Source organism: Arthrobacter sp., assembly GCF_031179385.1.
Classification (GTDB): domain Bacteria; phylum Actinomycetota; class Actinomycetes; order Actinomycetales; family Micrococcaceae; genus Arthrobacter_D.
The window spans coordinates 1-12495 of sequence record NZ_JAPSHV010000084.1; the positions used below are offsets into that span (position 1 = coordinate 1).

At 64.3% G+C, this 12495-nt stretch carries 12 protein-coding genes; 9 read left to right on the forward strand and 3 right to left on the reverse strand.

Translation table 11 applies throughout. The annotated features are described in order from the left end of the window. From RIF85_RS11495 to RIF85_RS11510, 4 genes are all read left to right on the forward strand, one after another. Positions 1–390 (forward strand): type II secretion system F family protein (locus tag RIF85_RS11495; protein WP_309072042.1); only part of this gene is annotated, 390 nt, incomplete at its 5' end. A gap of 228 nt (positions 391–618) precedes the next feature. Then, complete coding sequence (locus RIF85_RS11500) at positions 619–909, forward strand: DUF4244 domain-containing protein (protein WP_309072043.1); 291 nt, start codon at positions 619–621, stop codon at positions 907–909. 52 nt (positions 910–961) lie between these two features. Beyond that, positions 962–1282, forward strand: coding sequence for a TadE family type IV pilus minor pilin (locus tag RIF85_RS11505; RefSeq protein WP_309072044.1), 321 nt, complete (start codon positions 962–964; stop codon positions 1280–1282). Next, on the forward strand, positions 1279–1665 hold the full coding sequence (locus RIF85_RS11510; protein ID WP_309072045.1) for an Rv3654c family TadE-like protein: 387 nt from the start codon (positions 1279–1281) through the stop codon (positions 1663–1665). The genes RIF85_RS11505 and RIF85_RS11510 overlap by 4 nt, the downstream gene beginning before the upstream one ends. Here the strand turns inward: RIF85_RS11510 and RIF85_RS11515 are convergent. Next, entirely contained in the window at positions 1662–4016 is a 2355-nt protein-coding gene (locus tag RIF85_RS11515) for a DEAD/DEAH box helicase (RefSeq protein WP_309072046.1), read from the reverse strand. The two genes, RIF85_RS11510 and RIF85_RS11515, sit on opposite strands and share 4 nt — an antisense overlap. Positions 4017–4072: 56 nt before the next feature. Further along, entirely contained in the window at positions 4073–4723 is a 651-nt protein-coding gene (locus tag RIF85_RS11520; protein ID WP_309072047.1) for a GNAT family N-acetyltransferase, read from the reverse strand. A 96-nt stretch (positions 4724–4819) separates the two neighbouring features. Here RIF85_RS11520 and RIF85_RS11525 point away from each other — a divergent pair, with 96 nt between their 5' ends. Next, a complete protein-coding gene (locus RIF85_RS11525; RefSeq protein WP_309072048.1) occupies positions 4820–5740 on the forward strand; it encodes a rhodanese-related sulfurtransferase in 921 nt (306 codons plus the stop codon). Positions 5741–5751: 11 nt separating this feature from the next. Here RIF85_RS11525 and RIF85_RS11530 read toward each other — a convergent pair whose 3' ends face one another. Beyond that, positions 5752–6210, reverse strand: coding sequence for a hypothetical protein (locus RIF85_RS11530; protein WP_309072049.1), 459 nt, complete (start codon positions 6208–6210; stop codon positions 5752–5754). A 59-nt stretch (positions 6211–6269) separates the two neighbouring features. On the opposite strand from RIF85_RS11530, the gene RIF85_RS11535 reads away from it, so the two are divergent. From RIF85_RS11535 to RIF85_RS11550, 4 genes are all read left to right on the forward strand, one after another. Continuing rightward, positions 6270–7859: a methyltransferase gene (locus RIF85_RS11535; protein WP_309072050.1), complete on the forward strand. Its 1590-nt coding sequence runs from the start codon at positions 6270–6272 to the stop codon at positions 7857–7859. A gap of 203 nt (positions 7860–8062) precedes the next feature. Next, the gene (gene topA / locus RIF85_RS11540; RefSeq protein WP_309072051.1) at positions 8063–10822 is read left to right on the forward strand and encodes a type I DNA topoisomerase; all 2760 of its coding nucleotides are present in this window, start codon (positions 8063–8065) and stop codon (positions 10820–10822) included. A gap of 52 nt (positions 10823–10874) precedes the next feature. Continuing rightward, positions 10875–11861: a Ppx/GppA family phosphatase gene (locus tag RIF85_RS11545; RefSeq protein ID WP_309072052.1), complete on the forward strand. Its 987-nt coding sequence runs from the start codon at positions 10875–10877 to the stop codon at positions 11859–11861. A 242-nt stretch (positions 11862–12103) separates the two neighbouring features. Beyond that, positions 12104–12495 (forward strand): NAD(P)-binding domain-containing protein (locus RIF85_RS11550; protein WP_309072053.1); only part of this gene is annotated, 392 nt, incomplete at its 3' end.

Here is a 12495-nt window from a genome sequence, read left to right on the forward strand (position 1 = left end):
GCCGGGCTGTCCCTCGACCGTTGCATCGAGGTCCTTGCACGATCAACATCGCCGCCGGTCAGCTCCGCTCTGACGGCAGTCAAGATCGCGTTGGATCTCGGCGCGTCCTGGGAGACAGCCTGGGACACTGTTTCCGCGGCCGCCGATGCCCAACCCGCGGTAGAGCTTGGCCGTGCCCTCCGCTTCGCAGGAACGACCGGTGCGCCCTCCGCAGCCGTCGTTACCGCGCACGCTGCCCAGTTTCGGCGCAGGAGGAACCGTGAGGCGGAGCAGCGGGCCGCAGCGCTCGGCGTGCGGTTGGTCGTTCCCCTTGGCCTCTGCTCGTTGCCTGCGTTTGTCTGCCTCGGTGTCATCCCGATCCTGGTCGGACTATTTCCCGCATTCTCCTGAGGATCGTGATCCCTCCGTGGGACCAAGCTTTCCGCCTCCGCTCTGGGCGTTGACGATGTCCGGAACTCCACAACCCGGCGGAACGCCTGCACTTTTCCACTTAGGGGAACTTCCTGAATCGGGACCGGGACGGTCGCGAAAGACTCGAATCAGCCGCTCAAGCAGCTACGGACGGGCCGGCATTCGCCGGCCGGGTTCATCAGGAAAATCATCGATCGAGGAGTTGTCATGACACGTTCCACCACAGCAGCAACAGCCCAGTCCGCACGCCCGCGGGAAGCCCCCGTGGAGGAGAGGCCCCTCGCGGACGTGGTGCCGCTCCGAGCGGACGCCGTTGGGACCCGAGACCGACCCAGAGGGGCTCTGATGCGGTCGGAGGCAGGATTGGCTACCGCTGAATATGCGATCGCTACCCTGGCTGCCGTTGGCTTTGCCGCGCTCCTGGTTGCGGTTCTTTCCAGTGGGGAGATCCGCGGCATGCTCATGTCTCTGATCACAAATGCCCTCAGCTTCGGCTGAGTTCGGTGATTCGACGGGCTTCCAGGTGAAGAGAGCATCCCAAGAAGGCGCCGTGACAGCCGAGGTGGCAGTTGCTTTCCCGGCCGTGGTTGCTTTGCTGGCAGTGGTTCTTGCGGCCGCTTCGGTTGGACTGTCCCAACTACGGGTAGAGGAGGCTGCACGGGCGGGAGCGCGTGAGGTGATGCGAGGCGAGTCAGAAGCCAGTGTGGGATCAACCGTTCGCCGTATCGCCGGAGAACATGCGTCTATCGCTCTTCACTCCGGCGGCGGCTACGACACGGTAACAGTGACCACAACGGTCGATGTCCCGGTGTTGGACCTCTTCGATCTCAACCTTTCGGCTCGAGCGTTTGCTGTGCCGGAGCAGAAGTGACCTGCGGGCGGCCGGCCCGCGAAAGCGGAGCAGGCACCACGCTCATGGCCGGAGTTGCACTCGCAGCCCTGCTGCTGCTTGCCGGGATCGTCCTGTTCGTCCAAGGGTCGGTAGCAGCATCGAGGGCAGCTACCGCAGCAGATCTATCCGCGCTCGCCGCCGCCGACGCCGCCCGGGGCCTTCGTGACGGCAGCCCCTGCATGGTGGCCGCAACTGTCGCCTCGCACCATGGAAGCCGGTTGACCGGGTGCTCGCTCGAGGGACCATCGGGCCACATCGTCCGTGTGCAGACCGAGCTGGACGTCAGCCCCGTGCTGCCCCCGGCAACAGGTCAGGCACGGGCAGGCCCGCCACCATCAGATCCTGACAGGAAGGAGGACTAATCGTCCGACATGCCCTTGCCTGGCGCAGGCTCCCCGTCCGGGGCCTGCGCCAGCAGCATGTCGAGCAGAGTCAGTGCCCCGTCCTTGCTCAGGGGATTGTTGCGGTTGCCGCACTTGGGGGACTGGACACACGATGGGCACCCAGCGTCACACTCACAGGACCGGATTGCCTCCGCAGTAGCACCGAGCCAGGTCTTCGCCGCCTCGAAACCGCGCTCCGCGAACCCGGCTCCACCGGGATGGCCGTCGTAGACAAAAATGGTCGGCAGTCCGGTGTCGGCGTGCAGGGCCGTCGATACTCCACCGATGTCCCAACGATCGCTTGAGGCGACCAGAGGCAACAGTCCGATCGCCGCATGTTCGGCGGCGTGAAGTGCACCGGGCAGATCCACAGCGGTGACACCGCTGGTCTCGAGGAGACGGTTGTCGCACTCAAACCACACGCTTTTTGTGAAAAGGTCTCTCGCGCCAAGTTCCAGAGGCTCTTCACCAAGAATCTCGTTCGAGACGAACGCCTTCCGCTGGAAAGAGATCACCTGCGTGGTGACCTTCACTTCCCCGAAACACACCCGGATGGGACCCCACGAGACGCTGCGTTGCTCTGAGATGACCTCGATCTGGGTGACGTCCCGTGCCTGGGTGTAGTAGTCGGGATTGGAGCGCGTGACGACGGCGCAGTGGTCCTGCTCGTTCAGTTCTTCGACAACGTAACTCTGGCCCTGGTGCACGTACACCGCACCTGTGTGCGCTTGATAGTGACTCTGCGGTGAGTCCATGGTTCCGAGTACGGTCCCGGTTTCACTCTCGATGATGTTGATGGGTCCGCCTCCGTCCGCGCGCAGGTTGACCATCCCCGCCGCGCTCTGGGGGTGCGTCCAGAACCATCCTGCAGGGCGATTGCGCAGCAGCCCCTGATCCACCAGCTGACCGAGCAAGCCCTGAGCTGTTTCCCCGAACAGCGGCAGATCGTCGAACGTAAGCGGCAGCTCCGCGGCTGCAGCGCACAGATGCGGTCCAAGAACATACGGGTTGGCAGGGTCGAACACCGTTGCCTCCACACCGACATCGAAAACCGCCTCGGGATGGTGAACCAGGTAGGTGTCCAGGGGATCGTCGCTCGCAACGAATGCGGCGAGGGCATCCTGACCGGATCGTCCCGCTCGCCCGATCTGCTGCAACAGCGACGCCCGGGTGCCGGGCCAGCCCGCCACCAGGACGGCGTCCAGACCGGAGATGTCGATCCCGAGCTCCAGGGCAGACGTACTCGCGACGCCGAGAAGCCGGCCGGAGCGCAGAGCGGCTTCCAGCTGACGGCGTTCTTCAGGCAGGTAGCCGGACCGGTACGCGGCCACGCGGGCCGGCAGCTTCGGGTCCACCTCACTGAGCAGCCGCTTGGTGTTGGCGGCGATGCTTTCCGCTCCCCGACGGGACTTGATGAACGCGATCGTGCGCACCTGGGCTGACACCAGATTTGTCAGCAGGTCGGAAGTTTCCGCTATCACGGTCCGGCGTTGCCGGGCACCGTTCTCGCCCCGCAGGTCCGTCAGTTGCGGCTCCCAGAAAGCGATCGTCGTCGAACCGTGTGGCGACTTGTCCTCGGTGAAGGCGCTGACGGGGGCTCCGATGAGCTTCCCGAAGGACTCCGCAGGGGCCGCCGAGGTTGCCGACGCCCCGATGAAAACAGGGTTCGCGCCATAGTAGGCGCACACCCGGCGGAGTCTCCGGAGCAGATTGGCCACGTGTGAGCCGAAGACCCCCCGGTAGCTGTGGGCCTCATCCACGATCACGTAGCTCAGACGGCGGAAGAAACGCGCCCACCAGGCGTGGTTCGGCAGGATCCCGTAATGCAGCATGTCCGGGTTCGCCAGCACGAGGTTGGCGTGATCACGAATCCAGCGACGCGCGCCCGAGTCCGTGTCGCCGTCGTACGTGTCAGCGCGAACCGTCGCCAGCCCCAGGGAGGAGATGGCTGAAAGCTGGTCTGCCGCCAGTGCCTTCGTTGGCGAAAGATACAGCGCGACTGCGCCCGTCGGCTCAAGAGAAACCCGTTCCGCCAGCGCCGACCGGTGAATGGCGTCGAGGACAGGAAGCTGGTAGCTGAGGGACTTGCCGGACGCCGTGCCCGTTGCGATAACCACGTGTGAACCAGCGTGGGCCGCATCCGCGGCCGCAGCCTGGTGTTCCCAGGGCCGGTCGATTCCCTGAGCCTGGTACGCCTCAACCACGTCAGGATGCGCCCAGGCAGGCCAGTCGCTGTACACCGCGTCGCGGGCGGGAAGCTGGCGAACGTGAACCAGCTGCTCAGGATCCACCCCGCCGAGAATCGGAATCAGGGAATCGTGGGCAGGCACCTGCCCATTTTGTCACCCCGTCACAAATCAGGCGGGCAGGGCAAAGCCGACGGCGGTCAGCGCCGGATGACGAATGTGTCCGCGAGGTGGGTCCACCCCAGGTACTGGTACAGGTGCCGGCCCGACTCGGAGGCCATCAGCAGTCCAGTCTCGACATCGTCCTCGAGGATGTCGGCGGTGAGCGCACGCATCACAAAGCTCCCCAAACCACGCCGGCGATACCCCGGGTCCGTGATAATGCGGTCATACACTGCGTGACCGTCCTGCCTGGCAACCGAACCGCTGGCCACTTCCTGGCCGTCCACGGTGACCGAAACGCGCCTGCAGTGTTCCTCGCGGATGTGCGCAAGCTTGAACTCATCGTCCGGTGGCCGCGGATCTTCGACATCCTGTTCGTCCATATCGGCGCACATCAGCGCCTGCTCATAGTCTGTGATTCGCATGTGAAGCGGGGCGGAGGCGTTGATGAGGTCGTGCATGCGGTTGGTGATCACCGTGAGCACGCGATAGGAGCTCTCGCGGGTCTCGCCGGCGAGTTCGAGGAACTCCCCGATAGTGGGCTCATAAACGATGGTCTCGAGATGGTTCTGCTGGTCTGTGAGTACCACCGACATGCTCCGGCCGTTGTCCTGGGGTGTGTAACCGCGGCATTGAGCCCAGCCGGCAACCCAGGTGCGGACCAGTTGTTCAGATAGAGCGGCTCCCATGCCTGAACCATAGTGGTGCCCGGTCCGTAAGAACATAGGCCCGGGCGGAGGTTGCCGATTTGAGACCTCCCCTCCGGGCGCCGGTACCATTGATGGGTGTCAATGAACCGAATCGTCCTCTACTACGCGTTCACCCCGCTGTCCGATCCTGAAGCGATCCGGCTGTGGCAGCGTTCCCTCTGCGAGAAGCTGGGGTTGCGTGGCAGGATCCTCATCTCGAAGGACGGCATCAACGGCACTGTCGGCGGCGAACTGAATGCCGTCAAACAGTACGTGAAGACAACGCGGGAGTACCCCGCATTCAAGAAGATGGATATCAAGTGGTCAGAGGGCGGCGCCGACGATTTCCCGAGGCTCAGCATCAAGGTCCGCGAGGAGATCGTCTCATTCGGCGCGCCCGGCGAGCTCAAGGTTGATGAGAACGGTGTCGTCGGCGGAGGCACCCACCTGAAGCCCGAGCAGGTGCATCAGCTGGTGGAAGAGCGCGGCGACGACGTCGTCTTCTTCGATGGTCGTAACGCGCTCGAAGCCCAGATCGGCAAGTTTCGGAACGCAGTTGTCCCGGACGTGAGCACCACCCATGACTTCGTGACCGAGCTGGACTCCGGAAAGTACGATCATCTGAAGAACAAGCCCGTTGTCACCTACTGCACGGGCGGCATCCGGTGCGAGGTACTCTCCAGCCTGATGGTCAACCGGGGATTCAACGAGGTCTACCAGTTGCAAGGCGGCATCGTGCGCTATGGGGAAACGTACGGGGACTCAGGCCTCTGGGAAGGCTCGCTCTATGTCTTCGACAAGCGGATGCACGTCGAATTCACGAAGGATGCGAAGACGATCGGCAAGTGCGTCCGATGCTCTGCGCCCACCAACAAGTTTGAAAATTGCTCGAACCTCAGCTGCCGGAATCTGACCCTGTACTGCGCGGAATGCGCCGCCGATCCTGCAACCCTGCGTTGCCCGCAGGGCTGCGAAACCGACGAAGCCGAAGCAACGGCCGCAGTCGGAACCGCCTGACGCGACCCGACTCAGCCGGTTGGGACTGGGGAAGGCTCGGATGCCTCCTCGAGACCGACAGTCCACAGGATGTGCTCGCCTGAATTCGAGACGACGAACTCCAGCTCACCGGCATCGGCCATCACCTGGATGTGCGCATTTACAGCCGGGGCGTCGCAGCCGGTGGTTCCGTCACCGACAGGCTCCTCATCGGCGGTGATGCTCAGCGCCATGTTCCCACCGCCGGCACAGGCCATGGTGAGCTGGTACCAGCCGGCCTTCACGTTCTGGAAGGCGCCGCGGCTGTCATTTCCGCCTTCGTGGTCGCCGGCCAGCAACATGCCGTCATGGTCTCCCAGCACGGACCTGGACCACTCCCCGACATTCGCGGACCCAGGATCGACAGACTCCGGTTGACTCTCGCCGGAAGTGCAGGCGCTGAGGACAAGGACGAGTGCTGCCCAGCCGAGCGCCATTGGTGTGGTGTGCATTCGCAGACTGACTCTCCCCATCCCCCTAGTAAAGCGCAGACGGCGCCTAGACTTGCCCCGTGACAGATTTCGCCGCCGTGCCGCAAGCCCCTCGAAGTGACGATCAGAACCTTCTGGAGCAACTTGCCTCGGACCTCGTATCGGCGAACTACACTGTCGACGGCGTCGCGGAGCTCGTGGGCGCCGACGCGTATGCAGCGCTGGAACGGGACCAGCCTGTCCCCGCGCTTCTCGCCGCGCGCGCCGCACAGGTGTCGCAGGCAGGAAGCCGGCTGGCCGCCGTCGTGCTTGTTTTCCTGCTTGGCGAGACGGTGCCTCCACCGGTGCTCGACGAAGCCCTTCCCTCGGCCGGTGCTGCAGGAGCGCTTGTGCTGGGCCTTGCGGAAGAGTACGACGGCGGCCTTCGCGCCTCCGTGGACCTGCGCCCCTACTCCTCGGACACCGGCGGTGATGTGTGGGTGGCATCGGACCTCGGGTCGCATATCCGGCCGGGCGTGCTGCGAACCGACTATGTGCTTGGCATCGGCAGGGCGTCGCTGACCCTCGCACAGTTCGCGGCGCGCGCCGAGGTGAAGCGGGCACTCGACCTCGGGACCGGGTGCGGAATCCAGACCTTCCATCTCCTGGCACACGCACAGCACGTCACGGCCACCGATATCTCTGAGCGCGCGCTCGCAGTGACCCGCTTCAACCTCCTGCTGAATGCCCGGGTGCTCGGAATCGACCCGGCGAATCTCGAAGCGCGCGTCTCGCTCCGTCTGGGAAGTCTGCTGGAACCGGTGCTGGGGGAGACCTTCGACCAGGTCGTGTCCAACCCGCCGTTCGTGATCACGCCGAGGCTTTCAGGAGAAGCGGCGGAGGACCAGTTCACGTATCGGGACGGTGGGCTGGCGGGTGATGACGTCGTCTCGTCCCTGATCCGCGCGATTCCGTCCGTCCTGGCACCGGGTGGCACAGCTCAGCTCCTCGGGAACTGGGAAATCACCGAGGGGCAGAGCTGGGAGGACAGGATCACCGGTTGGCTCCCGGACGCCGTTGATGCCTGGGTGGTGCAGCGTGAACAGCTCACCCCCACCCACTACGCCGAGACGTGGCTGCGCGATGCCGCCGAGAACCGCGACCCCGCCCGTTTTGCGGAGCGCTTCAGCGATTATCTGGTCGACTTTGCCTCGCGCTCCGTCGAGCACATCGGATTCGGGATGGTGTGGCTGAGGAAATCACAGGGTCCGGTGGGTCTTCGCCGCTTCGAGGAGATCACCTACGACCTCGAACAGCCAATCGGCCCGCATGTGAGTGCGGCGGTGGAGCGTTCGGACTGGCTGAGCCGGTGCCCCGATCTTTCCGCTACATACTTACTCGTCGCCGATGACGTGACCGAGGAGCGGCATCAACGCCCAGGAGCCGAGCACCCCGGCGTCATCCTGCTGCGTCAGGGCGCCGGCTTCCGGCGTACCACCCTGCTCAGCACGGAGCTTGCCGGGTTCGTGTCCGCGTGCGACGGCGACCTCACCGCCGGGCAGATCATCGGTGCGCTCGCAGCTCTCCTGGCACGCGACGACGAAGCGTTCTCAAGCGGGCTTGTGGCGGAGGTGCGCAACCTCGTTGAGGATGGTTTCCTGATTCCCGCTACAGCTTCCCCCGCCCGCTGATCCAACCGCTCGGCCGCCGCTCGTGCCGCACCCGTTGTGCACAGCCGCGGGGCTCGCAGCAGGATGCTCCTAGGCAAGCCGTTACCCTTGTGCAGGTAGGCATGCCGCATACTGTGAAGGGCAGGACGCCCGCCAACTCACATATTGAGCTCAGAATGAGCGGTTGTTCTGCTGTTTAAGAAGCATCTGTATCGAGGAGTGAAGTGCCAGCTAAGGCAACGGACAAGAAGCCCGGCAAGAAGCTCGTCATTGTCGAGTCTCCCGCCAAGAGCAAGACGATTGCGGGCTACCTCGGTGAGGGCTTTGAAGTCACCGCATCAATGGGTCACATCCGTGACCTTCCGCAGCCTTCCGACCTGCCTGCCGAGTTGAAGAAGAGTTCGCTTGGCAAGTTCGCGGTGGACCTGGAGAACGACTTCGAGCCCTACTACGTCGTCTCCGCGGACAAGAAGAAGCGTGTCGCGGAGCTCAAGGCTGCGCTCAAGGACGCCACTGAGCTCTACCTCGCGACCGACGGTGACAGGGAGGGCGAAGCGATCGCCTGGCACCTGCTTGAGGTACTCAAGCCCAAGGTTCCCGTCTTCCGCTTGACCTTCCCTGAGATCACCCGCGAGGCCATCCAGCGCGCCATGGAAGAATTACGCGACCTCGACATCCCCATGGTCGACGCGCAGGAAACCCGCCGCATCCTCGACCGTCTCTACGGCTACGAGATTTCCCCCGTCCTCTGGCGCAAGGTCGCGCGAGGACTGTCGGCCGGGCGCGTGCAGTCGGTCGCCACGCGGCTTGTCGTTGAACGCGAGCGTGAACGCATGGCCTTCCGTGCGGCGTCGTATTGGGACCTCACCGGGACCTTCTCGCCGAAGGACGCCTCCAAGGGGGAGTCCTTCACCGCGAAGCTTGTGTCGGTTGACGGCACGCGCGTGGCAACAGGAAAGGACTTCAGCGACCTGGGCAGGCTGAAGACGCAAAGTGTTGCCCTGCTCGATGAAGCAGCGGCCACCGCTCTTGCCGAGGGCCTCCAGCAGGCAGCTTTCGAAGTCCGTTCGGTCGACACGAAGCCGTACACGCGCCGTCCTGCAGCACCGTTCACCACCTCAACGCTGCAGCAGGAAGCTGCCCGCAAGTTGCGGTTCTCCTCCCGGGTCACCATGCAGGTTGCGCAGCGCCTGTATGAGAACGGCTACATCACGTATATGCGTACGGACTCGCCGGCGCTGAGCGACCAGGCGATCAACGCTGCCCGCCGGCAGGCCTCCGAACTCTACGGGCCCGAGTACGTCCCCGACGCCCGCCGCGTCTACAAGGGAAAGTCGAAAAATGCGCAGGAGGCCCACGAGGCCATCCGGCCCGCGGGTGACTCCTTCCGGACTCCGGCGCAGGTTGCCAGGGAGCTGCATGGAGATGAGTTCCGGCTCTATGAGCTGATTTGGAAGCGCACGGTCGCCTCCCAGATGGCAGATGCAAAGGGTTCGACGGCGTCGGTACGGCTTGGCGCCCAGACACCCGACGGCAAGGACGCTGAGTTTTCCGCGTCCGGTACGGTCATCACCTTCCGTGGCTTTATGGCCGCCTACGAGGAGGGCCGCGACGCCTCCCGTGATGAGGATGACGCTGCGGGCGGAGCGGATGCGCCGGGGCAGGGCGGCCGGTTGCCGAACCTCGCCACCGGTGACGCCTTGGGTGCCGAGGAAATCCAGCCAATCGGGCATGAGACCTCGCCACCCCCGCGCTATACCGAAGCTTCCCTGGTCAAGGTGCTCGAAGAGCGCGGTATCGGGCGTCCTTCCACCTACGCGGCCACCATCTCGACGATCATGGACCGCGGGTATGTCCGCACCCGCGGCCAGGCCCTTGTCCCAAGCTGGATCGCCTTCTCTGTTGTTCGTCTGCTCGAGGAGCATTTCCACGACTACGTGGACTATGATTTCACCGCTGAGCTCGAAGAAGATCTCGACCGCATCGCACGCGGCGAGGAGAGCCGCGTCCAGTGGTTGAACCACTTCTACTACGGTGACCGCAAGGAAACCGGCTTGAACACCATCGTGAATGATCTTGGGGAGATCGACGCGCGCCGCATCAATTCCGTCGAGATTGCTGACGGCATTGTCCTGCGGGTGGGCAAGTTCGGGCCGTACCTGGAGAAGCCGCTGCCGGAGGATGCACCCGAGGGTACTGAGCCACAGCGCGCAAACGTGCCAGAGGACCTCGCACCCGATGAGCTCACCGCCGAAAAAGCTGTGGAGCTGATGAACACCCCGGCCTCCGAGGAGCGCGTGCTCGGGACCGACCCTGAGACCGGACGCACCATTGTTGCCCGTGACGGGCGCTACGGGCCCTATGTGATAGAGCTCATCCCGGAGCCCACGGCCGAGGAACTGGCGAACCAGCCCGTGGAGTACTACAAGAACGGCAAGCCCAAGCCGCCCAAGAAGCCGGCGAAGGTCAAGCCGCGCACCGGGTCGCTGTTCAAGTCGATGTCGGTTGATACCGTCACCCTTGAAGATGCGCTGAAGCTGATGAACCTGCCTCGGGTGCTGGGCAAGGACGCCGAAGGCAACGAGATCACCGTGCAGAACGGGCGGTTCGGCCCCTATCTGAAGAAGGGCTCCGACTCGCGCTCGATCGGATCGGAAGAGGAGATCTTCACCATCACGCTGGAGCAGGCGTTGGAGATCTATTCCCAGCCCAAGCAGCGCGGTGGCCGGACCGCCACGCCACCACTGGCAGAGTTCGGCGACGACCCGGTGTCTGAGAAGCCCATCGTGGTCAAGGAGGGCAGGTTCGGTCCGTACATCACCGACGGCGTCACCAACATCACCGTGCCGAGATCCACGGCAATCGAGGAATTGACACGGGAGACAGCCGTGGCGCTCCTCGCTGAGAAACGAGCCAAGGGTCCTGCTCCGCGAAAGTCCGGTGGGCGTGCCCCGGCGAAGCGCAAGGCGACAGCCCGGAAGTAACGCCGTGACGGTGAATTGAAGCCGGGGTACCGGTGCGCGACATAATGGGGGCATGCGACTAGGCGTCCTCGATATCGGGTCCAACACCGTACACCTGCTCCTTGTGGATGCCCACCCGGGCGCTCGGCCAGTACCTTACGCCTCGCACAAGCGGCCGCTTCAGCTGGTCAGCTACCTCGATTCGGAGGGGCGCATCAGTGACGAGGGGCAGCAGGAACTTGTCGGATTCATCCGTCAGGCACGCGCGTTCGCGAGCGACCATCGTGCCGAGGACTTTCTGGCGTTCTGTACGTCTGCAATCCGGGAAGCGGGCAACGGCGCCGACGTCCTGAATCGCGTGGAAGCGGAAACGTCGGTGGTCCTGCAGGAGCTTTCCGGCGACGAGGAAGCCGCCATGACCTTTCAGGCCGTGCGCCGCTGGTATGGCTGGGGCACCGGGTCGATCCTCAACCTGGATATCGGCGGTGGCTCGTTCGAAATGGCGATGGGTCACGACGAGCTCCCGGAAGTCGCCCGGTCGGTGCCCCTCGGGGCAGGCCGGCTGACGCGGGAATGGTTGCCCGGCGATCCTCCTGCTCCTCGCGACGTCAAGAAACTGAGGCGCTACATTCGGCAGACGCTCAAGGAATCAGCGGTCAGTTTCGCGCCGCTCGGTGAACCGCACCTCGTAGCCGGCACCTCCAAGACTTTCCGCTCCCTGGCGCGTATAGCCGGTGCTGCGCCATCCGCCGCCGGCCCATTCGTCCGCCGGACTCTGCGTCTACAGGACCTCGCGCTGTGGGCGAAGCGGCTGGAGGCAATGTCGGTCGCAGACCGGACAAACCTCGACGGCGTTTCCGAGCTGCGTGCGCGTCAGGTGCTGGCCGGAGCGCTGGTTGCCGAGGCTGCGTTCGAGGTCTTCAACGTCACTGAAATGGACATCTGCCCGTGGGCGTTACGGGAAGGGCTGATCCTTCGCCGGTTCGACACCCTGATGTTCGAAGCAGAGGAACCGATGCCTTCGGTAGGTGTTGGCCACGTGCATCTGGGCAGTCGCTGAGCCGGGCTGAGCACCACGCCGTCGGGTTCAGCGAAGAGTGCCGGTGAGCCGCCAGCGGGATTGGGGGAAATCTTCGCTTCGACTCACCGGCACCGACCGAGCCAGGGAGAGCTCGGCCTCATCACTCGCACCTTTATGAGGTAATAACGACTGTACTGCTATTTCTGGGAAGCACCCCCAGCGCCACCTGTGAGGATGCTGGGAATCGTTCGGTCTGACACGATGGACCGATGGCTACGAACATCCAACAGCACATTTCCTTCCTTGGCTGCGGCTCCATGAACGGGGCAATCCTGACCGGCCTGCTGGCGGCGGGACTACCGGCAGCGCAGGTCACGGCCACGGTCCGCAACCCCGAGAAGGCGGCCAGCCTTTCCCAACGGCACGGCGTCGCGGTGCTTTCCTCGACGGAGGACCCTGAGGCGAACCCCACGGCAGCGGCCAAGGCCGACGTCGTGCTGCTGGGGGTGAAGCCAGTGGGAATCCTTGACCTGGCCCGCGAGATCTCACCGGCCCTCAAGCCGGGAACAGTAGTGATCAGCGTCGCCGCAGCCATCTCGATTGACATGCTCGAGGCAGCCCTGCCGGCCGGCCAGCCGGTGATCCGCAGTATGCCCAACACACCGTCGAGCCT